Here is a 25,877-nt window from a genome sequence, read left to right as displayed (position 1 = left end):
ATTACTCCTGCACCGTGCGCGGCGTGGCGTCGGGGGTGGGCGAGGACTTGGTCGAGTCTTTGCCCCGCTTGCGCTGCACCAGCGACAGCACCCACACGAAGAAGATGGGGACGAAGATCACGCCCAGCAGCGTGGCGGTCAGCATGCCGCCGATCACGCCTACGCCCAGCGCGCGCTGGCTGGCCGCGCCCGCGCCGGAGGCCAGGGCCAGCGGCACGACACCCAGGATGAACGCCAGCGACGTCATCACGATGGGGCGGAAGCGCAGCTTGGCGGCCTGGATGGCGGCGTCGGCCAGCGAATGCCCCTGCTCGCGCAGGCTCTTGGCAAACTCCACGATCAGGATGGCGTTCTTGGCCGCCAGCCCGATGATGGTGATGAGCCCCACCTTGAAGTACACATCGTTCGGCATGCCCAGCACCGTCACCGCCAGCACCGAACCCAGCGCGCCGATCGGCACGATCAGCATCACGGACGCCGGAATCGACCAGCTTTCATACAGCGCAACCATCAGCAGGAACACCACCAGGAACGCCAGCGCAAACAGCATGGGCGCCTGCGAGCCGGCGAACTTCTCCTGGTACGACAGGCCCGTCCACTCGTAGCCGATGCCTTCGGGCAGCCCCGCCACGATGCGCTCGATCTCGGCCATCGCCTGGCCGGTGCTGCTGCCGGGCATCGCGTCGCCCGCGATCTTGAAGGCCGGATAGCCGTTGTAGCGGGAGATCTGCACGGGGCCGTTCTCCCAGTCCGTCTTGACGAACGCGCTGAGCGGTACCATGCCGCCCGTCTTGTTGGGCACGTTCAGTTGCAGGATGCTTTCTGGCGTCATGCGGTCACGTACGTCGGCCTGCACCACCACGCGCTGCAGGCGTCCGGCGTTGGCAAAGTCGTTGACCGTGGCCGACCCATAGGCGGCAGAGATCGCCGTGCTGATGACGTCAAAGCCCACGCCCAGCGCCTCGGCCTTCTCGCGGTCGATGTCCAGGCGCAGCTGCGGCGCGTCGGCCAGGCCTTCCATCATGGCGTAGGCGATCACGGGCGAGCTGTTGGCCTGGGCCAGCAACTGGTTGCGAGCGTCGATCAGCGCCGCACGGCCCAGTCCGCCCCGGTCCTGCAACCGCAGTGCGAAGCCGCCCGAATTGCCCAGCCCTTCGATGGGCGGCGGGTTGACGGCCATGACCGCGCCGTCGTCGATCACTGCAAATTTCGCGTTGACGCTATCCGCCACGTCGGTAGCCGATTGGCCCTCGCCGCGCTCGGACCAATCCTTGAGCGTGGGGAACGCAATGCCCGCGTTCTGGCCGGTGCCCGAAAAGCTGAATCCCATGACGGTGAAGGCGTCGCCCATCGCGTCCAGCGACAGCAGGTGCTGTTCGACGTCGGCCACCACCTTGTCCGTGCGCATGTGCGTTGCGCCCGGCGGCAATTGGACGTCAACGATGACGTAGCCCTGGTCTTCCGGCGGAACGAAGGATTCGGGCACGCGCACGTACAGCACGGCCAGCACCGCGACGATGGCCGCGTAGATGACCATGTAGCGGCCCGTGCGGCGCACCAGGCGCGTATTCAGCGCCTCGAAGCGGCCCGTCAGACGGTTGAAGACGCGGTTGAACCAGCCGAAGAAGCCCTTCTTTTCGTCGTGATGGCCCTTGGGGATGGGCTTGAGGAACGTGGCGCACAGGGCCGGCGTGAACGTCAGGGCCAGGAAGCCCGAGAACAGGATCGACACGGCCAGCGACAGCGAGAACTGCTGATAGATCACACCGACGGAACCGCTCATGAAGGCCAGCGGCAGGAACACCGCCGACAGCACCAGCGTGATGCCGACGATGGCGCCGGACACCTGCTCCATGGCCTTGACCGTGGCTTCGCGCGGCGACAGCCCTTCCTCGGCCATGATGCGTTCGACGTTCTCGACCACGACGATGGCGTCGTCCACCAGAATGCCGATGGCCAGCACCATGCCGAACATGGTCATCATGTTGACCGAGAAGCCCAGCACCGACATCACTGCAAACGTGCCCAGCAGACACACCGGCACCACGATCGTCGGAATCAGCGTGTAGCGGAAGTTCTGCAGGAACAGGAACATCACCAGGAAGACCAGCACCATCGCTTCCAGCAGCGTGTGCACCACCTTCGTGATGGCTACGCTGACGAACTTGGACGTGTCGAACGGCACCGAATATTCAACGTCCTCGGGGAACGAGGCCGACAATTCTTCCAGGCGCGCGTTCACGGCCTTGACGGTGTCGATGGCGTTGGCGCCCGGCGCAAGCTGCACCGCCGCACCCACCGACTTCTTGCCGTTCAGGCGCGTTTCAAAGTCGTAGCTCTGGCGTCCCACTTCCAGACGCGCCACGTCGGCCAGGCGCACGGACGAGCCGTCCGGGTTGGCGCGCAGCACGATGCGCCCGAATTCGTCCGGATTGTCCAGGGTGCCCTTCACTGCCAGCGTCGCGGTCAGCTCCTGCTCGGGCGCGCCGGGGCGGCTGCCGAAACTGCCGGCCGGCACCTGCACGTTCTGCGCGGCAATTGCGGCGTTGACATCGGCCACCGACAAGCCCAGGCCCAGCAGCTTCTGCGGGTCGATCCACACGCGCATGGCGGCTTCGGCGCCAAAGAACTGCACCTTGCCCACGCCGTTCACGCGGCGGATTTCGTTGTTGATGTGGCGTGCGGCGTAGTCGGACAGACCGACCACGTCCTTGTGCGCGTCATCGCCCTTGTACGTCAGGGCGTAGATCATCAGGAAGTTCGAGCTGGCCTGCTCGACCTGCAGACCCTGCTGCGTCACGGCAGACGGCAGACGCGCCTCGGCCTTCTTGATGCGGTTCTGCACGTCCACCTGCGCCAGGTCGGGGTCCGTGCCCGGCTGGAACGTGACGGTGATTTCGGCGCTGCCGCTCGAGCTGCTGGACGACTCGTAATACAGCATGTTCTTCGCGCCGTTCAGCTCTTCCTCGATGACGCTGGTCACCGAATCGACCAGCACCGTCGCGGACGCGCCCGGATAGGTGGCGGCGATGGTCACCTGCGGCGGCGCGACCACCGGAAACTGCGACACGGGCAGCGACGGAATCGCCAGCAGCCCCGCGAGCGAGATGAAGATGGCCACCACCCAGGCGAAATTGGGGCGGCCAATGAAAAACTTGGACATGGTCTAACCTCGGATTTGCGCGCGGTTCATGAGGGCCGCTTATTGCTTGGCGGACGCGGCGGCATCGCCGGCGGCGGCCACCTTGGGCTCGTTCACGGGCGTCACGCTGACTTTCTGGCCGGGCACGGCGGCGCTGACGCCGCCCACGATCACCCGGTCGCCGGGGGCCAGGCCCTCGGTGATGTGCCAATCGCCGCCGCGCATCGTGCCGGTCTGCACCGCGCGGGTCTCCACGACGTCGTCCGCGCCGACCACCAGCACCTGCGGCTTGCCATCGGTGCTGCGCGTGACGGCGCGCTGCGGAACCAGGATCGCTTCCGGATCCACGCCCTGGTGCGTGCGCACCCGGACATACATGCCCGGCAGCAGCAGCACGTCAGGATTGGCGAACTCGCCGCGCAGGGCCACCTGACCGGTGCTGCGGTCCACGGCAATGTCCGAGAACAGGAGGTGCCCTTCGCGCTGCTGGTCGGTGCCGTCGATCGTGATGGAGATACTGGCGCCCTCGCCTTCGCCCAAGCTGCCGTTCTGCATGGCCGCGCGCATGCGCAGCATGTCGCCGACGGGCTGGTTGAAGTCCACGTAAACCGGGTCCAGTTGCTGGATAGTCGCCATCGGCGTGGCCTCGTTCTGGCCCACCAGCGCGCCTTCGGTCACTTGCGCGCGTCCAATGCGGCCCGAGATGGGCGCCTTCACGGTGGCGTAGTCCAGATTGAGCTGCGCGGTCTCGACATCGGCCTGGGCCGAGCGGCGCGCGGCCAATGCGCTCTTGAGCGTGGTGTTGGCCGTGTCGAAGTCCTGCTGACTGACGGCTTCGATCTTGACCAGGGGCGTGTAGCGCTTGACCACGGCCTGTGCGTCGGACACGGCGGCCTGGGCCTTGGCCAGCTCACCTTCCGCACGTGACAAGGCCGCCTTGAACGGCGCCGGGTCAATGCGGAAGAGCACGTCGCCGGCCTTGACGTCCGCACCTTCCACGAAGTTGCGGCTCAGCACGATGCCCGCCACGCGGGCACGGACCTCGGCCACGCGCATGGGTTCGACCCGGCCGGGCAGCTCGCTGATCAGCGTGTAGCGCTGGGGTTGCACCGCCACCGCCTGGACCGGACGCGGCCCCGCCGCCTGCGGCTCTCCGCCATCGGACCCGCCGCAACCGGCCAAGACGATTGCCGTCGCCAACACCGCCAGGGGCAGCCGCCATGCTTGATTGACCTTCATTCACTACCCCCGCGCTGCGCGTTCTGAATTCAAAGAGACGCCGATGCTACCTGAAAGGACGATTTGAATCAATATTGATTCATTTGCTGCTTTCAGGCTTAAATCTGACGACTCACAAGTCTTTACTTGATAAATTCGCGGAAGTTTGTACAAAGTGAATCGCCCGTGATCCAATACCGGCCCAGGGATAACCACAAATGGGGAGGAGGCAATGTCTGAAGAGGCAGGCCACGAACGGCTGCTGGTCGCGCTGGCGCTGGCGATGGTGGATCAGCCGCGCGCAACCTTGCAGGAGCTGGCCAAGGCCGTCGGCGTCAGCAAGGCGACCTTGTACCGGTTCTGCAAGACCCGGGATCAGCTGGTGCTGCGCCTGATGACGCATTGCGCGCAGGTCATGAAACAGGCACTGGCGGATTCGCACCTGGACAGCGCCCCGCCCCGCACGGCGCTGCGCAGCCTGATCGAACAGCACCTGGCGCACAAGGAATTGACGGCGTTCCTGATCTACAACTGGAAGCCCGACACGGAACTTGAGCCGGACATCATGAACAGCTGGTCCGGCTATCAGGAAACCCTGGATGCATTCTTTTTGCGCGGTCAGCGCGAAGGCGCGTTCCGCGTGGACATGACCGCCGCCGCGCTCAGCGAACTCCTGATCGGAATCATCACCAGCATGGTGGACGCCGAGCGGCGCGGCCGGATTGCGCGGATGGGCATCGCGCAGGTGGCCGAACAGATGATGCTACACGGCATCTCGGCCTAGCCCGCGGTTGTGCGGAAGTGACGCGGAGCGAGGCCCCGCGCCTGTTTACGCTGCCGTCACCGGACGGCCATAAAACGGATAGTTCGGATCGTTGTAGCCGTGCGCCGAGGCATGGCCCGGCGTCACCCACTCGTTCACGACCGTTTCGTCCTCGGGCGTGATCGTCACGTCCAGCGCCGCGTAGTAATCGTCCATCTGCGCCAGCGTACGCGGACCCGCGATAACGGCAGTGATGACCGGATTGGCCAGCACCCACGCCGTTGCGAAATGGCCCGGCTGCACGCCGCGCGCGGCGCTGTGCTGCACCAGCTTCTGCGCGATCTGCAGCGATTCCTCGCGGAATTCGGTCGCCAGGATGCGGCGGTCGCCGCGTCCGGCGCGCGTATCCGCCGCGGGCGGCTGGCCCGGCAGGTACTTGCCCGTCAGCACGCCGCGCGCGATCGGGCTGTACGGCACCACGCCCAACCCGTAATGCTTGCATGCGGGCAGGATCTCGACTTCGGGTCCGCGGTTCAGCATGTTGTAGTACGGCTGGCACACCACCGGTTGCGGCACGCCGAGTTTTTCGCATAGACGCATCACCTCGGCGATGCGCCAGCCGCGAAAGTTCGACAGCCCGAAGCTGCGCAGCTTGCCCGCGCGGATCAGGTCGCCCAGCGCCCACAGCGCTTCTTCCAGGTTTTCTTCGTGGTAGTCGCGATGCAGGTACAGGATGTCCATGAAATCCGTGCCCATGCGCGACAGGCTCTGCTCCACCCCGCGGATCAGCCACTGGCGCGAGTAATGCGCCAGGTTCGGCCCCTTGCCGACCGGATTGCCGATCTTGCTGGCCAGCACCCAGTCGTGGCGCTGCCCCTTGAGCAGCTTGCCCACGACCTCTTCCGACCGGCCTTCGTTGTAGACGTCGGCGGTATCGATGAAATTCAGGCCGTGATCGCGTGCCGACGCAACGATGCGCGCCGCTTCGTCATCAGGCGTCTGCTCCCCGAACATCATCGTGCCCAGGCAGAGCGGCGACACCCGGAGATTGCTGGTTCCCAGTCGGCGGTAATTCATGGCGTGGTTCCTTGATCGGATGAAGGGATAAGGCGTGGCCGCGCGTCACCGCGCAGCCGAACGCCACATCTTGCCCGAAAAAACCTGACATGCCGCAAAACCTGGAAGTTACACACCCGCATCCACCGCCGCCAGGATTTTCCCGAACAGCGCGTCCGCATGGGCCGAATTCAGCCAGCGCACGATCACGACCATCTTGCGTTCCGGTTCCACCCACGTGAACGAGCTGCCCGCGCCCACGCCGAAGAAGCTGGACGACGGCACGCTGGGAAACACCTTGCCTTCGTGGTTCAGCCAGATCAGATAGCCGTAGTACGGGGCGATGTCGCACGGGGTGCGCATCGCCTGCAGCCATTCGCGCGACAGGATCTGCTTACCATTGGCCTGACCGTCGTTCAGCAGCATCTGGCCGATCAGCGCCTGGTCCTTGGCGCTGATGGACATGCCGCCGCCCCAATGCGAGCCGCCGGGCACCGACGGCATGCGCTGGCCGTCGATCTCGACCCAGGCATTGTCGTAGCCGACCCATTGCCAATCCTCGCTGCAGCCGATAGGCCGCGTGACGGCCTCGCGGAACACTTCCGGCAGCGGCTTGCGGAACAGATGCAGCAACGCGTAGGACAGCTGATTGATGCGGACGTCGTTGTATTCCCAATACGTGCCGGGTTCCTGCAGCGGACGCGCATCGCCCTTCTTGCCGTCGGGCGGCACACCGAACGTGACGGCGCGATAGCGGTCCGCCTGATCCGACACGCCGAAGCGTTCGCCTTCCCATTCGCTGGTCTGCTGCAGCAGATGGCGCCACGTGATCGACGCATTGCGGCCTTCGTCAAAGCCGATGCCCGGCACGCGCTTGCCGACGGGCTCGTCCACGTCCGGCAGCAGGCCGCGGTCATGCGCCACGCCGGCCAGGATGGCCAGGTACAGCTTGGCGACGCTGAACGTCAGGTCGGCGCGGTCCGGCTCGCCCCACTCGGCCACCGTCTTGCCGTCCACCACGACCACGCCGGACACCGGCCCGCGGTCATGGATGGGGCCGAGCAGGCGGTTCCAGGGCGGCGGATCGTTCAGGTGCACGCCGAAATTGCCTTTGACGCTGCGGTCCCAGGTCGATTCGTGGTCGTTGGCGAACTGGATCGCCTGCTGCATGAGCGTATTCATCGGTTCCCTCGTTGTTGTGTGTTCATTGCCCCGCGCGTTCCGGCGCGCGGGTCAGATATTCCATGGCCGCCTGCAACCCGCCCGAGCGGTGCGGGACGCCGGCCGCGGCCAGCCCCATCTCCACGCCCGCCAGCGTGCCGCATAGCGTCAGATCGTTGAAGTGGCCCAGATGGCCGATGCGGAAGATGCGGTCGGACAGTTTGCCCAGCCCCTGTCCCAGCGACATGTCGAAGCGGTCCAGGATGACCTTGCGCAGCGCGTCGGCGCTGTGCCCGTCAGGCATCAGCACGGCGGTCAGCGCCGGGCTGTGCGCGGCCGGGTCCACGCTCAGCAGCTCCAGCCCCCAGCCCGCCACCGCCAGGCGCGTGGCGCGGGCATGGCGCTCGTGGCGCGCGAACACCTGCGGCAGCCCTTCGGCCGCCAGCATGGCCAGCGCTTCATGCAGGCCGTACAGCAGATTGGTCGACGGCGTATACGGAAAGTACCCCTTGGCATTGGGCCCGAGCATCTCGCGCCAATCCCAGTACGACCGCGGCAGAAGCGCGGTCTCGGCCGCCGCCAGCGCGCGCGGCCCCACCGCGTTGAAAGACAGGCCCGGCGGCAGCATCAGGCCTTTTTGCGAACCGGCCACCGTCACGTCCACGCCCCATGCATCGTGGCGGTAGTCGATGGAGCCCAGCGACGAAATCGTGTCGACCATCAACAGCGCCGGATGACCGGCCTGGTCGATGGCGGCGCGCACCGCGGCGATGTCGCTGGTGACGCCGGTGGAGGTCTCGTTGTGCACCACGCACACGGCCTTGATGCGGTGCTGCGTATCTTCCGAAAGCCGCGCGCCAATCACGCCGGCATCGACCGGATGACGCCAGTCGCCCTCGATGTAATCCACTTCCAGACCCAACCGCCCGGCCAGCTTGCGCCACAGGCTGGCGAAGTGGCCGGTCTCGACCATCAGCACACGATCGCCCGGCGACAGCGTGTTGACCAGCGCCGCTTCCCACGCGCCGGTGCCAGACGCCGGAAAGATCACGACGGGCGACTCGGTCTGGAAGATGTGCTTCAGGCCCGACAGCACCGCCTTGCCGAGTTCACCGAACTCCGGTCCGCGGTGATCGATAGTGGGCAGGTCGATGGCGCGCAGGACCCGGTCGGGCACGTTGGTGGGACCGGGAATCTGCAGGAAATGCCGGCCGGACGGGTGGGTGTTCAGCGTGAGCATGCGTGGCCCCAATGTGGACGGTTTGTATACCAAGGCGGCTTTGCGCGGCGGTCAGGCAGCGCGGGGCGGCCTGGCGGACTTGCGGCATGCGTCACTCTATCCCATTGTTTTTACGTCGATAACCTAGGGTATACACCCATCAAAACCACCGTGAAGACAGGTTTATAGTCTGCGAAAACAAGGGGAATTTTTGTATACCAATGCGCAGCGATCCTAGCTTCTTGCCGGATCATGCCGAGGCCGTTGCCTCGTCCGATCTCACGCCCGATTCCGCCCCGACGGCCGTTCGCGCCGCCGGCGACGGGCGCACGCTGGCGGCATCGGCGGCCGGATCGCTACGCGAACGCATTATCCAAGGCGAGTTCCCGCCCGGCACCCGGCTGAACGAACGCGCCCTGTGCGATTTGCTGGGCGTGTCGCGTACCCCGCTGCGCGAGGCCTTCCGCCTGCTGGCCGCCGAAGGCCTGGTGCAGATCGAACCGAACCGCGGCGCGCAGGTGGTGGCGCTGTCGGACGCCAACATTCGCGAGGCCTTCGAAGTGATCGGCGGCCTGGAGGCCATGTCGTGCCGGTTTGCGTGCGAGCGCGCGACGGACGTCGAGATCGCCGAGATCCGCGCGCTGACCTACGAAATGATGGCCAGCCACGCGCGCCACGACCTGCCGACGTACTTTCGCGTCAACCGCGAGATCCACGAACGCATCAGCCTGGCCGCGCACAACAGTTTGCTCAAACAGCTTTACGACGCGCAGAACGCGCGGATCCAGAACCTGCGCTTCGTCTCGAACGAAGACCGGCAGAAATGGGATCTGGCGATGCGCGAACACATAGAAATGGCGGAGGCCCTTGCCGCGCGCGACGCGGACCGGCTGGCAGCCATCATGCGGCAGCACCTGCAGCGCAAATGCGACGCGGCGCTCAAGAGCCGGAGCGAGACGATAGATACGCAACACATGTAGTGTCATCAAGAGGAGCCTTCACCATGGCTGATAGTCGCTTCACACCTTGCTGCTTCACCCCCGCTACCCCTGCGCTGTCCTCCCGCCGTTCCACCCCGCTCAAGGCCCTGGCCGCCGCCCTGCTCGCCTGCGCCGCGTTCGCCACCCAGCCGGCGCTTGCCGGCAAGAAAGACGACACCCTGCGCATGGCCTACGACCAGGCGCCGGAAAGCGTCGACCCGTACTTCAACAACGTGCGCATCGGCGTCATCATTGCCGCCAACGTGTGGGACACCCTGCTCTACCGCGACCCCGTCACCAATGAGTACAAGGGCCAGCTCGCCAAGAGCTGGAAACAGGTCGACGACAAGACCATGGAGTTCGAGCTGCGCGAAGGCGTCAAATTCCACAACGGCGAAGAGTTCGACGCAGACTCCGTGGTCTACACGCTGAACTACGTGGCCGACCCGAAGAACAAGGCGGTCACGCAGCAGAACGTGTCGTGGATCGACAAGGTCGAGAAGATCGACAAGTACAAGGTGCGCCTGACCACCAAAGAGCCCTTCCCCGGCGCCAAGGAATACCTGTCCACCACGGCCGCGATCCACCCGGCGAAGTATTACCAGGAGGTCGGCCCCAAGGGCATGAACGCCAAGCCCGTGGGCTCGGGTCCGTACAAGGTCGTTGACTACCAGCCCGGCAAGTCCATCACGCTGGAACGCAACGCCGACTACTTCAAGGATTCGCCCAAGGCGCAGCCCAAGATCGGCAAGGTCGTCATCCGTTTCATCCCCGACCGCCAGACGCAGATGGCCGAGGTCATCTCGGGCGGCGAAGACCTGATCATGAGCGTGCCCAAGGACCAGGCTGAACAGCTGGGCGGCATGCCGAACCTGCAGATGGTCACGGGCAACACCATGCGCATCGTGTTCATGCAGATGAACATCCTGGAAGGCACGCCCGCGCCGCAACTGAAGGACGAGCGCGTGCGCCGCGCGATCATCCACGCCATCGACCGCGAATCCATGCTCAAGAACATCGTGGGCGAAGGCGGCGGGCTCATCAACACGATTTGCACGCCGTCGCAGGTGGGCTGCACGCAGGAAGGCGCGCCGACCTACAAGTACGATCCCGCGCAGGCCAAGAAGCTGCTGGCCGAAGCGGGCTACCCGAATGGCTTTGATATCGACATCGTCGCGTACCGCGAACGCAACCAGACCGAAGCCATCATCAACTACCTGCAGGCCGTCGGCATCCGCGCCAAGCTGAACTTCCTGCAGTACGCCGCGATGCGCGACATGATCCGCGCGAACAAGGCGTCGCTCACGCACCAGACGTGGGGCTCGAACCTGGTGAACGACGTGTCGGCGTCCACGCCGGTGTATTTCGCCTTCGGCAGCGACGACATCACGCGCGACCCGAAGGTGCGCGACCTGCTCAAGAAGGGCGATACCACCATCGAACCCGGGCCGCGCAAGGCTGCCTACAAGGAGGCGCTGGACATCATCGCGGAAAAGGCCTACGCCGTTCCCCTGTGGACGCTGCCCGCCTACTACGTCGCCACCAAGGACGTGAACTTCAAGCCCTACTCGGACGAGCTGGTGCGCTTCTGGGACATGAGCTGGAAGTAAGGCGCGGTCCGCGCCGGGCGGGCTTCGCAAACGCCCGGCGCTGCTGAACAGAGAGGAAGTCCTATGCTTTATTTCACGCTGAGGCGCCTGGGCCTGGCGGCGCTGGTGGCGCTGACCGTGTCGATCCTGGCGTTCCTGCTGCTGCACCTGTCGGGCGACCCGGCGCTGGCGCTGGCCGGCGAAGGCGCGCGGCAGGCCGACATCGACATGATCCGCAAGACCTACGGCCTGGACCGCCCGATCATCGTCCAGTACGCCGACTGGCTCTGGCACATCCTGCAGGGCGACTTCGGGACGTCGGTGTACTTCAAGACCGAGGCCGGGCCGCTGATCCTGTCCAAGCTGGCGACCACGCTGAAGCTGGGCATGGCGGCGCTGGCGTTTGCGCTGTGCATCTCGATTCCGCTGGGTGTGCTGGCCGCGCTGTACAAAGGCAGCCTAATCGACCGCGTCTGTCTGGCGATCGCGGTGCTGGGCCAGGCGCTGCCGAACTTCTTCTTTGCGCTGATCCTGATCATGCTGTTCTCGATCTCGCTGCGCATCCTGCCGGTGTCGGGCAGCGGCACGTGGCAGCACTTCGTCATGCCTGCGATCGCGCTGGGCTATTACGTCGCGCCGGCGTTCATGCGCCTGATCCGCGCCGGCATGATCGAGGTGCTGAGCGCCGACTACATCCGCACCGCGCGGGCCAAGGGGCTGCCCGCCCGCAAGGTCATCTTCAAGCACGCCCTGCGCAACGCCATCGTGCCGGTGGTCGCGCTGGCCGCCGTGCAGCTGGGCTACCTGCTGGGCGGCTCGGTGGTCATCGAGACCATCTTCGCGCTGGACGGCCTGGGGTATCTGGCCTATCAGAGCATCACGTACAAGGACTATCCGGTCATGCAGCTGATCGTGCTGCTGCTGTCGGTGCTGTATGTGCTGCTGACGCTTGCCGCCGATGTGGCCAACGCGTGGCTCGATCCGCGCATCCGGGTGTCCTGACATGAACACGCCTACGCTCACCCCCGCCACCCCCGCCGCAGCCCCGCTGGAACTGTCCGCGTCCACGCTGCGCTGGCGCCGCCTGCGGCGCAACAAGGCGCTGCTGGCCGGCGGCGGCATCCTCTTCGTCATCGTGCTGATCGCGCTGCTGGCGCCGTGGATCTCTCCCCACGATCCCTATTTCCAGGATCTGGCCTACCGCACCGCTCCGCCCGTCTGGTACGAAAAAGGCACCTGGCTGCACCCGCTGGGCACCGACCAGCTGGGACGCGACTATATGTCGCGCCTGTTCTACGGCGCACGCATCTCGCTCTTGATCGGCATCAGCGTCGCGCTCATCTCGGGCCTGATCGGCACGGCGATGGGCATGGCGGCCGGCTACTTTGGCGGCAAGGTCGACATGGCCGTGTCGTTCCTCATCACCACGCGCCTGTCCATGCCGGTGATCCTGGTGGCGCTGGCTACCGTGGCCATCGTCGGCGGCTCGCTGTGGGTGGTGATCCTGGTGCTGGGCCTGCTCAAGTGGGACCGCTACGCCGTCGTGATGCGCAGCGCCACGCAGCAGGTGCGCTCGCTGGAGTACGTGGCCGCCGCGCAGGCCGCCGGCGCCAGCACCTGGCGCATCGTCTGGGGCGAAGTCCTGCCCAACGTCGTGCCGCAGCTGATCGTGATCGCCACGCTGGAAGCCGCCAGCGCGATCCTGCTGGAAGCCTCGCTGTCCTTCCTGGGCCTGGGCGTCCAACCGCCGCTGCCGTCGTGGGGCTTGATGATCTCCGAGGCCAAGGCCTACATGTTCTTCTCGTTCTGGCTGATCGCCATTCCCGGGTCGGCGCTGGCGCTCTTGATCTTCGCGATCAACCTGGCCGGCGACGGACTGCATCAACTCCTGACGCCTGAAGAGAGGGCCTGAGCATGAACGGCACCGATATCGTCCTGGACGTCCAGGGATTGACCGTCGACATCGCCACACCACGCGGGCCGCTGCACGCGGTGCGCGACGTGTCGTTCCAGGTCAAGCGCGGCGAAACGCTGTGCCTCGTGGGGGAATCGGGCTGCGGCAAGTCCATGACCTCGCTGGCCATCATGGGTCTCTTGCCCAAGGCCGCCCGGCGCAGCACGCGCCGGCTGGCGGTGCTGGGCGAAGATCTTTCGAAGGCGCGCGGGCGGCGCGTCAACGCGTTGCGCGGCAGCAAGATGGCGATGATCTTTCAAGAGCCCATGACGGCGCTCAACCCCGCCTACGCCATTGGAGAACAGCTCACCGAACACTACATCCACCACTGCAAGGCGAGCAGCCAGCAGGCACGCGACCGGGCGGTGGAACTGCTGGAAAAGGTCGGCATCGCCTCGGCCGGCCAGCGGCTGGGGCAGTATCCCCATCAGTTGTCCGGCGGACTGCGTCAGCGCGTGATGATCGCGATGGCGCTCATGTGCGGCCCTGAGCTCTTGATCGCCGACGAGCCCAGCACCGCGCTGGACGTCACGATCCAGGCGCAGATCCTGCGGCTGCTGGCCGACCTGCAGGCGGAACTGGGCATCGCGATGGTGCTGATCACCCACGATCTGGGCGTGGTCGCGCGCATCGCGCGGCAGGTGGCCGTGATGTATGCGGGGCAGATCGTCGAGGAAGGCCCCGTCGCCGACATCTTTGCGACGCCGCATCACCCCTACACGCAAGGGCTGCTGGGCTGTATCCCCGTGCCTGGTCGCACGGCGCCGGGCGAAGCGCTGGGCACCATACCCGGCGTGGTGCCGTCGCTGGTCGGTGACTTGCGCGGCTGCGCCTTTGCCGACCGCTGCCGCTACGCGCAGCCGCAATGCCGGCAGGCCGTTCCCGTCCACGGCCAGGCGACTGGCCAGCAATGGCGCTGCATCCTCAGCGCCGAAGGAGTTCCGGCATGAGCGCGCTGCTGCAAGCCGATGGCGTCAGCCGCCAATTCACGGTGCGCGCCGGCATGTTCCGTCCGCGAAGCACGCTGCACGCGGTCAATGGCGTGGACCTGGCGGTTGACCGGGGCGCGGTGCTGGGCATTGTGGGCGAGTCCGGCTGCGGCAAGTCCACCCTCGCGCGCATGCTGCTGGGGCTGACGCCGCCGACCGAAGGCGCCATCCGCCTCGACGGCCAGGACATCCGGCAGATGGACCGGCGCGCCCTCGCCCGGCGCGTGCAGCCCATCTTCCAGGACCCGTATTCGTCGCTGAATCCGCGCCGCTCCATTGCGTCGATCGTGTCGCTGCCGCTGGAGGTGCATGGCATCCCGAACCCGAAGATGCACAAGGCGATCGACATGCTCGAGCGCGTGGGCCTGCCGCCGCGGCTGGCCCACAACACGCCCGGGCAGCTGTCCGGCGGCCAGCGCCAGCGCGTGGCCATTGCGCGCGCGCTGGTCATGCAGCCCGAGCTCGTCATCTGCGACGAACCCACCTCCGCGCTGGACGTGTCGGTGCAGGCGCAGATCATGAACCTGCTGATGGACCTGCGCCGCGACTTCAACCTGACGTATGTGTTCATCAGCCACAACCTGGCGGTGGTCGAGCACATTGCCACCCACGTGGCCGTGATGTACCTGGGCCGCGTGGTCGAGTCGGCGCCCACCGCCCAGCTCTTTCACGACCCGCGCCATCCCTACACGCAGGCGCTGCTGGCGTCGGTGCTGACGCCTGAACCCGGGCTGGGCATCCCCGACATGGGGTTGGGCCTGTCGTTCCCTGACCCGCTGCATCCGCCGTCCGGCTGCCCGTTCCATCCGCGGTGCCAGCACGCGATGGCGCAATGCAAGACCGAACGGCCCGCATTGACCGTGCGGGAAGGCGCGCTGGTCGCCTGTCACCTCTATCCGCCCGTCCCCTCGACTTCCAATGGAGCCACCCAGCCATGACCCGCGCACACGCCATCGCCCAGGCGGAACACTGCTTTGATTCCGGCGCCTTCCGCACGCTGTTGGCGCGCCGATTGGCGCTGCCCACGGAAAGCCAGAACCCCGAACGCGCCGCCGTACTGGCGGACTATCTGCAGGACGAGATCCGTCCGGCGTTCGAGGCCCTGGGATTCACCTGCCGCACCCTGACGCATCCGAAGGCGCTGGCGCCGTTCCTGTACGCCGAACGCATCGAGGACCCGGCCCTGCCCACGGTGCTAGGCTACGGGCACGGCGATGTGATTCGTGGTCTGGAACGGGAATGGAAGGAAGGCCTGTCGCCGTGGTCGCTGACCGAGGCCGAAGGCCGCTGGTACGGCCGCGGCATTGCCGACAACAAGGGCCAGCACACCATCAACATGGAGGCGCTGCGGCTGGTGCTGGAGACGCGCGGCAAGCTCGGCTTCAACGCCAAATACCTGATTGAGATGGGCGAGGAAACCGGCTCGATGGGGCTGCGCGAACTGTGCACCGAGCACCGCGACCTGCTGGCCGCCGACCTGCTGATCGCCTCGGACGGCCCGCGCCTGAGCGCCAACCGTCCCACCATCTTCCTGGGCGCGCGCGGCAGCCTGAATTTCGACCTCACGATCGAGGCACGCGCCGGCGGACATCATTCGGGCAACTGGGGCGGACTGATCTCCAATCCCGGGCTGCAGCTGGCCCACGCGATCGCCAGCATCGCCTCGCCCGTTGGCCAGATCCGCATCCCGGAATGGGTGCCGAAGGAACTGCCGCCGGCCGTGCGGCGCGCGCTGGCCGACTGCCAGGTCGACGGCGGCACGGACGGCCCCGAGATCGAACCGGACTGGGGCGAGCCCGGTCTGTCGCCCGCCGAACGCGTGTTCGGCTGGTGCTCGTTCGAGGTGCTGGCCTACAAGACCGGCAACCCCGACACGCCCGTCAACGCCATCCCGCCGCGTGCCTGGGCGCGCTGCCAGTTGCGCTTCGTGGTGGGCGTGGACCCGGACGACCTGATTCCGGCCCTGCGCCGCCACCTGGACAGCCATGGCTTTCCGATGGTGCAGATTTCGCTGACGCGCGAATCCATGTTCCGCGCGACCCGCATCGACCCGGACGACGCCTGGGTGCGCTGGGCCGTGGACTCGCTGGAACGCACCTCTGGCCAGAAGACCGCGCTGCTGCCCAACCTGGGCGGCTCGCTGCCCAACGACATCTTCACCGACGTGTTGGGCCTGCGCACGATCTGGGTGCCGCACTCCTACCCCGGCTGCTCCCAGCATGCGCCCAACGAGCACCTGCCGCCGGAGCTGCTGCGGCAGGCGCTGGGGTTGATGACCGGGCTGTACTGGGACCTCGGCGCGGGCGGCACGCCGGAGATCAGAAGTCCCAGATGACCGGCACCCAACGGAACGCGTTGCCTTCCACGGCGACGCGTCCCACCGAGGGGAACGGCAGGTGCGCCGCCACGAGCAGACCCTTGTTTTCGGCCAGTTCGTTGAACAGCGCGAAGCGCACGCGGGCCGATTCCTCGGGGTCGTGCTCGAAGCCGTTGTGCCATTCGGGATGGTCGAAGGCCACCGGGAACACGGCATCGCCCGCAAACGTCAGGCGCTCGCCACCGGAGATCAGGTCGACGACACAGTGGCCGGGCGTGTGGCCGCCGGTATGGCGCACGATGACGCCCGGCGCCACTTCGTGGCGGTCCTCGAAGACGCGGATCTGATCGCGGTACGTTTCATAGAAGCTGGTCGCCGTCGAGCGCAGCACGGCGGGCACCGGCTTGGGCATGACCGTCTGCGAAAAGTCGGGCGAGGTCCAGAACGCGACTTCAGTCGCATTGACGTGGATGCGCACATCTTTGCGCAGGCGCTCCTTCACGCCGGGGACCAGCAGGCCGCCCACGTGGTCCATGTGCATGTGGGTGATGATGACGTCCGTCACGGACTCCAGCGGAATGCCCGCAGATTGCAGCCGCTGCGGAAACTGGCCCGCGCGCGGAAAGCCCGAGAACTGGCCGCCCAGCCCCGCGTCGATGAGGATGGTCTGGTCACCGCTGCGCGCGACCATCACGTTCAGCGGCCAATCGAAGGCGTCCGGCGGCATGAACATGTGATCGAGCCAGTTGGCCAGATCGGCCGGGTCGGCATTGGTGGCCATCGTCGACGTGGGCAGCGGCAACACGCCGTCGCTGACGACCAGCGCATCGATATCGCCCACCTGCACGGCGTAGCGGGATGGCACCAGATCGATGGCCTGGTGGGTAATGGGGTCCAAAGTGTCTGCGGAAAACATGGCGGAATCTCCTTGAAGGCGGCCGGTTGATCCGGCCGGAAACCGGCGCCCTCGCGCCGGGTCGTTGCGTGGCGGCGCGTGCGTCAGCCGCGCAGGAAAGCCAGCAGGTCAGCGTTGATGCGGTCCTGCAGGGTGGCCGTCAGGCCGTGCGGGGCGCCGGGGTAATAGATCGCCTGCGCGTTCTTCACCAGACGCACAGCCTTCTTGGCCGAGTCGTGGATCGGCACGATCTGGTCGTCTTCGCCGTGCATGAACAACGTGGGCACGTCGATCTTCTTCAGGTCTTCGGTGAAATCCGTTTCCGAGAACGCCTTGACGCACTCGTAGGCGTTCTTCTGGCCGCTCTGCATGCTCCACAGCCAGAACTGGTCCAGCTGGCCCTGCGACACCTTCGAACCCGGGCGATTGGCGCCGTAGAACGGCACGGCCAGATCCTTGTAGAACTGCGAGCGATCGCCCGCCACGCCGTCGCGGATGCCGTCGAATACCGACAGCGGCAGGCCTTCCGGATTGGCGGCCGACTTCAGCATCACCGGCGGCACCGCGCCGATCAGCACAGCGCGCGACACGCGCTTCGTGCCGTGCCGGCCGATATAGCGCGCCACTTCGCCGCCGCCGGTGGAGTGGCCCACCATCGCGATGCTCTTGACGTCCAGCGCCTCGATCAACTGCGCCAGATCGTCGGCGTAGGTGTCCATGTCGTTGCCGTTGGACGGCTGCGAAGAACGCCCATGGCCGCGGCGGTCATGCGCAATCACGCGAAAGCCATTGCGCGCCAGGAAGTGCAGTTGTCCGTCCCACGCATCCGCGTTCAGCGGCCAGCCGTGCGAGAACGTAACGACCGGGCCGGCGCCCCAGTCCTTGTAGTACAGCGTCGTGCCGTCTTTGGTGACGAAGGTGTTGCTGTTCATGGGAGTGCTCCGTTGGGGTTGGGAATTGCGCTGCGGGGCTGCTTGTGCGCCGATGGCAATGGCGCTGCCAGCCAGGAGCGCGCTGCCGGCAAGCAGCGTGCGCCGGGCGGCGTTATACGAGTCGTTCATGGGGATCCTCAAGGTCGGAAGAGACAGTGAGGGCATCGTAGGACTGCGCCCGCGAGCGCGGTAGACACGGCGCGGGAAGCACGATGTTGTGCGATGCGCACCAATGCCGGCGGGAGGTTGCCGGCGTGCGCGAGACAGGCGCTATTCGGGCAGCGCCGAATCCCGATACGCCACGGCGATCATCGCCGTCAGCACGAAGGTCATGGCGACGCACGCCACTGCGCCCAACACGCCCTGCAGCGCCTGCACGCCCACGTAGTCATACATCAGCGGGAGCAGATCGTTCGTGGCATGCGCGGCCAGGACCAGCAACACCAGGAACCCCAGCATCAACGGCCAGCGTGGATAACGCATCGCGGCGCGCACCGCGCCAAATCCATATACGCCGGTGACCGCGACGCGTGGCAGGCTTACGCCGTACACGGCCAGCCCGTACAGCACGGGCACCCACACCACCACCAGCAACGCGATCAGCACGCCGTAGAACAGCGGTTCGTTGGCGCCGCCCATCAGCATGTACAGCACATACGGCAGATCGCCGGTGGCGCGCGCAAGCGCCATGACGCCAACCACCAGCCCGCCCAGCAGCACCAGATGCCGGGCTTCCGGGTTGCCGCCGCGCGGCGCGGCCGCATGCGCGGTCTCGCCAAGCAGGATGACCCGATGCCAGGCGTAGGTGGTGCGCGCGAGGGCGATCAGGCAGACGAGCGCCAGCGCGAGGATCAGCCAATCCACAAGCCCGTACAGCCGGGACGTCATCAGCGCAAACGGCAACGTCAGCGTGAACACGGCCAGTGACCACGGCGCGGCGGCCAGCATGGCGCGGCCGTGCTGCCTGATGACGCCCACTGTCGCGGCGATGAAACGACCTGCTCCGGGTTTGCTGGACACGAGACTCCCTTGCTCAGAAATGATGGTGCTCGTTTATACCGCACGCAGCCTATTCACCCGATCCCATGTCGCGTATCTCGGTTACCCTTGCGGACCTTTTCTTTCTACCGAGCCTTCATGAAGTCGCTTCCCCTCGCATTTGCTGCCCTTGCCACCGCCCTGCTGCCCACGCTGGCGCACGCCGCGTACACGCCCACCGAGATCGAACGGGCGGTGCTCGAGTACGGCATACGCGAAGAACATGATGCCTTGCTCCGGGCCGACTGGCGCCTGCTGGGCCGGATGATGGACATATCGCGTGTGGACCCCGCGGATATCTCGGACATGTACGCCAAGGGTCCGACGGACAAGGCGCCGGCCGTGATCGAAGATTCCTTCGTGTTCAAGGCGACGATCGATGCGGCAGCGGCGAAGGCCGGCGTCGTGACGTTCACCGGCACCCGCGGGGCCACCGTCCGCGCCACGCTGCCGGCAGGCGCGAAGCCCGCCAACGACCTGATGTTGACCTGCGCCAAGCTGGCCTTTGCCGATGGCGTCGCCACGTTCTCGCAGTGCCAGAACTGGACGCCTGTCGCCGAGAAGACCGTTGCGGATTTTCGCGCCGACATCGCCGGATTCCTGCAAGGCAAGCCCGCGAAGAAGTACGTGGCCAAGTTCGTGATCGACTACTTCGTCGTCGCGGGCGACATGCCGGCCAAGGCCGGCTGCCCCGACGACCGCAAGGCCTGCGACGAGGCGATCCGCAAGACCGACATGACGCGCGCGGGCTATCAGGCCGTGACGGAGCGCCTGAACGCGGCGGGCGTGCAGACCGGGCGGTAAGCCTTTCAGGCCATTCCTGCGTGCCCTCCATTGCGGGCGCGCAGGCAGCCGCCACTCAGGCGGCGCCCAGCGTCACTAGTCCCGAGGCGTTCAGCTGCGGCCGGGCTCCGTCCTGCCCGCAGCGGCGTTGGCCTGCGTTTCAGCCTGTACTTCGGCCTCCGCCTCGGCCTCAGCCCGAGCCTCCAGCTCATTGCCCAGCACCTCGGCCGAATCCTCGTTGCTGGCTTCCGGCTTCAGGCGGCGGCGCGTATGGCCCGCGGCGCGCGCGCTGTCGCCCTCGTCCGCACGCTCGGCCTGCACGTGCACATTGGCCGCAGGCGCGTAGCCGCGCTTGTCCTGACCGAAGTAGACCACCGTGTGCGGGTACGGCAGCTCGATGCCTGCGGCGTCGAAGTGCTTCTTGAGCAGGCGGTTGTAGCCGCGCTGCACCGCCCACTGCATGCCCGGCGTGGTCTTGATGAGGATGCGGATGGTCACGCCCTTGTCGTTGACCGCCGTGACGCCCGCCACCGTCATGTCTTCCAGGATCTCCGGTCCAAGCACCGAATCGGTCATCAGCTCGGCAAACGCCGCACGCAGATGCTCGATGGCGTCGTCCACGCTTTCGCGGTGGGCAATCGTGTATTCACCCAGGTGATACGAGAAATCGCGCATGTGGTTGGCCACCACGTCCACCGACGAGAACGGCACCAGATGGTAGCCGCCGTCCAGCGTGCGGATGCCGACCGAGCGGATGGTCATCTTCTCGACCGTGCCGAACACGCCGGCCACCTGCACCACGTCGTTCTCGTTCATCCCGTTCTCAAGCTGGATGAAGACGCCGGTGATGATGTCCTGCACCAGCTTCTGCGCACCAAAACCGATGGCCAGACCCACCACGCCAGCACCCGCGATCAGCGGGCCGACGTCGATGCCGATCTGCGACAGCAGCACCATCAGCGTCATCGTCACGATGACGATCAGCGCAGCGTTGCGGAACAGCGCCAGCAGCGTGCGTTCTCGCGCGCTGGGCATGCCCCGCTCTTCGCTTTGGCTGAGGCGATGCTCGATGATGCTGGCGATCACCGTCCAGGCCAGCATGGCGATCATCAGGACGATCACGATGTTCAGCACCACCTTGATCGCGGCGGCGCCCGCGTCCGACGCCAGCCAGCGCGACAGGTCAAAGGCCTGCCACGCGTCCAGGATCAGCAGCACGATGATGATGCGGATGATCCAGCCAACCACCTTCAGCGCAGCCGGCACGTACGCGTTGACGCGTGCCTCCAGCAGCGGCAAGCGCCGCCGCAGGTCGTCCGACAGGCGGATCGGCTTGGCCAGCACCGCGTTCAGAAGCAGGATCAGCAGGCTGCCCACGCCGATGACCAGCAGCGTCTGCGCCGTGGCGCGCGCCATGAACGGCAGCGCATCGGTTGGGTCGACCTGGCTGACCACAAGCAGGATCGTGAAATAGAGGATGCCCAGCACGTGCCAGATGCGCGACAGTAGCCGCAGCCGGGATCCCATGAACGTGGCCGCGCCCGCGGCCCGGCGGTCCAGCCGTTCGCGGACAGCCTGCCGGTTATGCCAGATGACGCGCACGGCGTAGATGTACACCGCCAGCATGATGAGCATCGTAGTCAGCCGGCCCAGCGCCGGCGACAGCGCTGCCGCCATCACGGGTCCGACCACCAGCGTGCCGTAACCGGCCGCCGCCACGATGCGCACCAGCCACGCGTTCCAGTACTTCGCCAGCTCGTCCGACATCGGCAACAAGCGCAGATGCGGATGGCGCACCGCGAACACCGTGCGGATCAGCACCTTCACGATCTCCACCGCCACGAAGGCCTGCAGGAACAGCGAGGCCAGTCCATCCAGCGTGCCGCGCCCCGGCGTGCTCCACAGCGCCGCCGCGCCGCCTGCCATGGCGGCCAGCAAGACGACGGCGACGTCGATCGCCAGCGCACCCACGATCGCGCCCGCGCGGCGGGTCAGCACCTTCATGGACGCCGGCTTGCCGCGGACGGGGGCCGACCCGGTTTCGCAACCGTGCTCGGCCACCCAGCGGTCGATCCGCGTATAGATGCGCATGGCGATCATGCGCAGCAGGATGAAGGCAATGATGGTGGCCGCGGCAGCCAGCGCGAGCGGCAGCAACGCGCTGCGCGCCGTGCCGCTGTCCATGCGCAGGTTCTGGCCCGAGGCCAGCGCGCGCATGTCGTCAACGCCCTGCCCCATGTCGGCCGCGACCCCGGTCAGGAACTGCTGAACGCCATTGGCCATGCGCTCCTGGAACGTCGGCTCGGCGGGGGTGGCGGGCGTCTGTTTCGCCGTCGCGGTCTTGGCTGGCGCTGCGCCAGCGGCGGCCGGTTTGTCACTGGCCGCCTGCGCGCGCAGCTGGTCGATCAGGGCTTGGCGCGCTTGAGGGTTGTCCAGCAGATCGGCCAGCGCGGCGGGCGTCAACGCCGAAGCCGCGGGGGCCGGCTCAGCCGCCGCCGCGGGGGTCAGCAGCGGAAAAGCTGCCATGGCCGGAGCGTGCCAGAGGATCGATAAACAACTCAACATCGCTGCCAACAGCCAGGCCGCCAGCCAGGGCCTTTCCCGTCTGCGCCGCCAGGAGACGGCGGCATGGTGGCGGGAGTGAAGGGATCGGGATGCTGTCGTTGCGGATCGAACCACTAATAAATCTCCTGTGCGATCAGGGCATGGACGCCATAGGTAAAAAGAGAAGCCGGCGACTGCGGGAGACCCGGCTTGGGCAAAGGGCACATGATAAAGCCCCTGCTCTGTCCCCTTTAGCGGCGGCCTGCGCTTATCGCTGGAAGCAATAAACAAGCGGCGATTAATTCGTTGGTCCGGACGGCTTAAGTGATTAGAGTCCAACGCCGCCATGCCCGCGCCGCATTCCGACAGGCGCGCGCCCAACCACGAGTCCGCTTCATGACCACCCGATTCCAAGCTGCACGCCGCAACACCCTGCTCGCCCTTGCTCTGGCCGTCACCGGCACGGGCGCCGCGCAGGCCGACCAACGCGTCATCCGCATCGTCGTGCCCTACGGCACCGGCGCAGTCCAGGACACCATCGCCCGCGCGATCGGCGACGAACTGGGCCGCGCGTTGGATGCCTCCATCGTGATCGAAAACCGCGCCGGCGCCGGCGGCACCGTGGGCACCGCCCAGGTCGCCCGCGCCAAACCCGATGGCAACACCCTGGTGCTTGCCGCAGCCAGCCACAACATCGCCGGGTATCTGTATAAGAACCTCAGCTACGACCCCTACAAGGACTTCACGGGTGTCGCCTACATCGGCAACACCGGCTACATGATCCTTGCGTCCGCCTCGCTGAACGCCAAGAACACCGCCGAATTCATCCAGGCCGTCAAAGCCAAGCCCGGCGCATACGATTACGCGTCGGCCGGCAACGGCAGCGCCTCGCACCTGGGCATGGCGTCGTTCCTGACCGCCGCCGGCGCGCAGATGCAGCACATCCCCATGAAGTCCACCGGCGACGCCGTGACCGAATTGCTGGCCGGCCGCGTCCAGGCCGTCACCGCCGCCACCATCGGCGTGACCGCCTATCGCAACGACCCGCGCGTCACGTTCCTGGCCTACACCGGCAAGACCCGTTCACGCTTCGCACCGGATCTTCCCACCGTTGCCGAAAGCGGCCTGCCCGGCTACGCCTTCGATTCGTGGCTCGGTTTGCTCGCCCCCGCCGGCATCGCCGCGGCCGACCGAGACAAGATCAATACCGCGGTCAACAAGGTGCTGGCCGACCCGAAGGTGCAATCGCGTTTGGCTTCGCTGGGCGTCGAAGCTGAAGCTAAGTCTGCCGCGCAGTTTCAGGAGTTGCTGAAGGCGGATTTTGAAGCGGCAGGAAAGGTGGTGAGCGCTTCCGGGGCGCGGGTGGAGTAGACCCTGATTCTTCGTTAAGCCAAGGTGTCGATCAGGTGTTGATGCGGATCAGCACCCGAAGCCACCGGTCCGGTTTCGGGTCGCACGGGGCACGGCTTTACCGGTTCAAGGGTGTACACGAGCTGTTCCACGACATTGGTCATGGAACAGCGGGCTTCAAAACGTGCCTGTTCGTCCAGATCCCGATAGGCCGAAAAATAGACGAACGAAATCTTTCGGGTCTTGAATTCGATGCCCAATTCGCTATTGGCCGAATAGTGCAGGCCCCAGTGGGGACAGCTGGGGGTCTGATACTGATTCTTGGGCAAAAACAACCATCCCACGGACACTGCAGGAAGCGTACCCACATTTTGTGACGCCTAAGCGATCACATGATGCATCCCACTGCAGGGGGCCGTCGTCCTCACACGCCCGGTTGGCGCCCAGGCGGATGATGCAAAGGACGTTTCAAGCTTCGGGTCGCCGACGCATCCCGTCGAGCAATAAATCCGTAATGAACTCCGCCACCGCCTGCTGCCTGGCCGCGTCGGGCATCAGCCGGGCGAAACGTTCGATGATGGCAATGAGCGACTGACCGAACCACTCGGGCGAAATCTCCGGGCGGAATAGTCCCGCCTGCTGCTCCGACCGGACGTTCTCGGCGATCAGGTTCACCAGCTCGTCTTTCAGCGCCTCGGCCGCCTCGGCCTGGAAGAAGCCGATGCGCGTAAGATTTGGATCTTCCTGCAGGATGGCAAGCAACGTCCCGATACCCTGCCGGATGCGGTTGACCAGGGCTTCGCCCTGCAGGTGGCCCGGCAGGCGGGCCTCGCTGATCGCCCGGCGCAGCCGCTGCGCGAATAGCCCCACCAGCTCGTCGTAGGCCGCTTGCTTGCTGGTGAAGTATTGATAGAACACGGGCTGGGTCACGCCGGCGCGGGCAACGATATCGCTGACGCGGGTGTGCTGGAATCCCCGTTCGGCGAATTCGGCCGCGGCGACTGCCAAAAGTTGTAGCCGTGTGCGCTCTCCCTTGGTGAGACGCCTGTCCTGCGGTGCCGAATCGGGTAGTGCCATGATCATCGCGGAAAAATACTACCTATCCACGCTTTCCGCCACTGCGACAAGCGCAAATTGCCACACTTCGGTCCAGGCGGCGGTTCTTCCTTAGCGTCTTGTCACAGTACTGAAATCAGTTGAAATCCCCGTATCGCTTGAGACACCTAATCCGCGCGCCCCAGCAGTAAAGTACGTCTATCGTCCGGCGGCCGGCACAGTGCCGCCGCCGGATGGCTCAGGAGCAAGATCATGAAGCGGTTTACAGGCCGGGTGGCCATTGCGGCGTTGGCGCTGGCGGTTGCTGGTGCGCCGGCAGTGGCTGGCGGGCGTGGCGGAAATTGGGGCGGCCATGGAGGTGGTTATGGCGGCGGCTATCACCACTATCACGGCGGCGGTGGAAGCAGTTCCAGCGGCTGGTGGATCGGCGGCGCCTTTGCACTGGCGACGGTCGGACTGCTGCTGGCGGCCAATTCGGGGCCGTCCTACGTGCAGACCGGGGTTTACTCGTCAGGGGTGGGCTACACAAGCCCGCCGCTGTACGCCGCGCCCGTGTACGGCACGACGGTCTATGAGGCCGCGCCGGTCTACACCGCCCCAGTATATGAAGCGCCGCCCGTAGCCTATTCCACACCAGTGCCCCAGCACGCGCCCGTGCAGTACGAGTCCGCGCCCCCGGTCAATGTCGCCCAGGCGAACGCCACTACCGACTGCCAGCGTTGGGCCATGAACCAGAGCGGTTACGATCCTGCCACCATCACTCAGTGGACCACCCAGATCATGGTGGATACGTATAACCGCGCGCTGGATTCCTGCATGACCAGCCGCGGATATCGCGCCAACTGAGAGGCGTGATCGCGGGTGTATCTGGCTGGCCTGACGCGCCGGCTC

General features: G+C 66.2%; 22 protein-coding genes. 11 read left to right on the top strand and 11 right to left on the bottom strand.

The features are described 5' to 3' along the window. Position 1: 1 nt before the first annotated feature. Positions 2-3,163: a multidrug efflux RND transporter permease subunit gene (locus tag AB3147_RS12360; protein WP_367352047.1), complete on the bottom strand. Its 3,162-nt coding sequence runs from the start codon at positions 3,161-3,163 to the stop codon at positions 2-4. Positions 3,164-3,202: 39 nt separating this feature from the next. Continuing rightward, complete coding sequence (locus AB3147_RS12355) at positions 3,203-4,381, bottom strand: efflux RND transporter periplasmic adaptor subunit (RefSeq protein WP_367352046.1); 1,179 nt, start codon at positions 4,379-4,381, stop codon at positions 3,203-3,205. 211 nt (positions 4,382-4,592) lie between these two features. Here AB3147_RS12355 and AB3147_RS12350 point away from each other — a divergent pair, with 211 nt between their 5' ends. Further along, positions 4,593-5,144 carry a TetR/AcrR family transcriptional regulator gene (locus AB3147_RS12350; RefSeq protein WP_218343632.1) on the top strand — a complete coding sequence of 184 codons (552 nt, stop codon included), beginning with the start codon at positions 4,593-4,595 and terminating at the stop codon, positions 5,142-5,144. A 45-nt stretch (positions 5,145-5,189) separates the two neighbouring features. Here the strand turns inward: AB3147_RS12350 and AB3147_RS12345 are convergent, their stop codons facing one another. From AB3147_RS12345 to AB3147_RS12335, 3 genes are all read right to left on the bottom strand, one after another. Continuing rightward, positions 5,190-6,200, bottom strand: coding sequence for an aldo/keto reductase (locus AB3147_RS12345; RefSeq protein WP_239215944.1), 1,011 nt, complete (start codon positions 6,198-6,200; stop codon positions 5,190-5,192). 108 nt (positions 6,201-6,308) lie between these two features. Then, the gene (locus tag AB3147_RS12340; protein WP_175136702.1) at positions 6,309-7,361 is read right to left on the bottom strand and encodes a serine hydrolase domain-containing protein; all 1,053 of its coding nucleotides are present in this window, start codon (positions 7,359-7,361) and stop codon (positions 6,309-6,311) included. Positions 7,362-7,383: 22 nt separating this feature from the next. Then, positions 7,384-8,580, bottom strand: a complete 1,197-nt coding sequence (locus AB3147_RS12335) for a pyridoxal-phosphate-dependent aminotransferase family protein (protein WP_367352045.1) — start codon at positions 8,578-8,580, stop codon at positions 7,384-7,386. A gap of 200 nt (positions 8,581-8,780) precedes the next feature. On the opposite strand from AB3147_RS12335, the gene AB3147_RS12330 reads away from it, so the two are divergent. The 7 genes from AB3147_RS12330 to AB3147_RS12300 all read left to right on the top strand — a co-directional run bounded on the left by AB3147_RS12330 (position 8,781) and on the right by AB3147_RS12300 (position 16,406). Further along, a complete protein-coding gene (locus AB3147_RS12330; protein WP_175136704.1) occupies positions 8,781-9,539 on the top strand; it encodes a GntR family transcriptional regulator in 759 nt (252 codons plus the stop codon). Positions 9,540-9,562: 23 nt separating this feature from the next. Continuing rightward, a complete protein-coding gene (locus tag AB3147_RS12325; RefSeq protein WP_175185423.1) occupies positions 9,563-11,149 on the top strand; it encodes an ABC transporter substrate-binding protein in 1,587 nt (528 codons plus the stop codon). Positions 11,150-11,212: 63 nt separating this feature from the next. After that, on the top strand, positions 11,213-12,130 hold the full coding sequence (locus AB3147_RS12320) for an ABC transporter permease (protein WP_175121809.1): 918 nt from the start codon (positions 11,213-11,215) through the stop codon (positions 12,128-12,130). Between the two features lies 1 nt (position 12,131). Then, a complete protein-coding gene (locus AB3147_RS12315) occupies positions 12,132-13,040 on the top strand; it encodes an ABC transporter permease (protein ID WP_175121810.1) in 909 nt (302 codons plus the stop codon). Between the two features lie 2 nt (positions 13,041-13,042). Next, positions 13,043-14,032 carry an ABC transporter ATP-binding protein gene (locus tag AB3147_RS12310; protein ID WP_105238664.1) on the top strand — a complete coding sequence of 330 codons (990 nt, stop codon included), beginning with the start codon at positions 13,043-13,045 and terminating at the stop codon, positions 14,030-14,032. Further along, positions 14,029-15,009, top strand: a complete 981-nt coding sequence (locus AB3147_RS12305; protein WP_279974162.1) for an ABC transporter ATP-binding protein — start codon at positions 14,029-14,031, stop codon at positions 15,007-15,009. The genes AB3147_RS12310 and AB3147_RS12305 overlap by 4 nt, the downstream gene beginning before the upstream one ends. Next, positions 15,006-16,406 carry a M20 family metallopeptidase gene (locus AB3147_RS12300; RefSeq protein WP_175121812.1) on the top strand — a complete coding sequence of 467 codons (1,401 nt, stop codon included), beginning with the start codon at positions 15,006-15,008 and terminating at the stop codon, positions 16,404-16,406. Before AB3147_RS12305 ends, AB3147_RS12300 begins: the two co-directional genes overlap by 4 nt. Here the strand turns inward: AB3147_RS12300 and AB3147_RS12295 are convergent. The 3 genes from AB3147_RS12295 to AB3147_RS12285 form a co-directional block, all read right to left on the bottom strand. Beyond that, positions 16,390-17,304 (bottom strand): MBL fold metallo-hydrolase, encoded by a 915-nt coding sequence (locus tag AB3147_RS12295; protein ID WP_175121813.1) that lies wholly within the window; start codon positions 17,302-17,304, stop codon positions 16,390-16,392. The genes AB3147_RS12300 and AB3147_RS12295 overlap by 17 nt on opposite strands. An 83-nt stretch (positions 17,305-17,387) precedes the next feature. Next, positions 17,388-18,344, bottom strand: a complete 957-nt coding sequence (locus AB3147_RS12290) for an alpha/beta fold hydrolase (protein WP_218343628.1) — start codon at positions 18,342-18,344, stop codon at positions 17,388-17,390. Positions 18,345-18,485: 141 nt separating this feature from the next. Next, positions 18,486-19,235 (bottom strand): hypothetical protein, encoded by a 750-nt coding sequence (locus AB3147_RS12285; protein ID WP_367352044.1) that lies wholly within the window; start codon positions 19,233-19,235, stop codon positions 18,486-18,488. Positions 19,236-19,352: 117 nt separating this feature from the next. Here AB3147_RS12285 and AB3147_RS12280 point away from each other — a divergent pair, with 117 nt between their 5' ends. After that, positions 19,353-20,057: a hypothetical protein gene (locus AB3147_RS12280; protein ID WP_367352043.1), complete on the top strand. Its 705-nt coding sequence runs from the start codon at positions 19,353-19,355 to the stop codon at positions 20,055-20,057. A gap of 90 nt (positions 20,058-20,147) precedes the next feature. On the opposite strand, the gene AB3147_RS12275 is transcribed toward AB3147_RS12280, so the two are convergent. Further along, a complete protein-coding gene (locus AB3147_RS12275; protein ID WP_367352042.1) occupies positions 20,148-22,601 on the bottom strand; it encodes a mechanosensitive ion channel domain-containing protein in 2,454 nt (817 codons plus the stop codon). A 375-nt stretch (positions 22,602-22,976) separates the two neighbouring features. Here AB3147_RS12275 and AB3147_RS12270 point away from each other — a divergent pair, with 375 nt between their 5' ends. Beyond that, positions 22,977-23,951 (top strand): Bug family tripartite tricarboxylate transporter substrate binding protein, encoded by a 975-nt coding sequence (locus AB3147_RS12270; RefSeq protein WP_367352041.1) that lies wholly within the window; start codon positions 22,977-22,979, stop codon positions 23,949-23,951. 14 nt (positions 23,952-23,965) lie between these two features. Here the strand turns inward: AB3147_RS12270 and AB3147_RS12265 are convergent, their stop codons facing one another. Then, entirely contained in the window at positions 23,966-24,298 is a 333-nt protein-coding gene (locus tag AB3147_RS12265; RefSeq protein ID WP_367352040.1) for a hypothetical protein, read from the bottom strand. Between the two features lie 100 nt (positions 24,299-24,398). Then, entirely contained in the window at positions 24,399-25,013 is a 615-nt protein-coding gene (locus AB3147_RS12260; protein ID WP_438860972.1) for a TetR family transcriptional regulator, read from the bottom strand. 225 nt (positions 25,014-25,238) lie between these two features. Here AB3147_RS12260 and AB3147_RS12255 point away from each other — a divergent pair, with 225 nt between their 5' ends. After that, positions 25,239-25,832, top strand: coding sequence for a hypothetical protein (locus AB3147_RS12255; RefSeq protein WP_367352038.1), 594 nt, complete (start codon positions 25,239-25,241; stop codon positions 25,830-25,832). Positions 25,833-25,877 lie beyond the last annotated feature (45 nt).

The sequence above is a fragment of the Achromobacter animicus genome, assembly GCF_040775605.1.
GTDB classification, from domain to species: Bacteria; Pseudomonadota; Gammaproteobacteria; order Burkholderiales; family Burkholderiaceae_B; genus Achromobacter; species Achromobacter animicus.
This window is presented reverse-complemented; position numbering and strand designations above follow the sequence as displayed.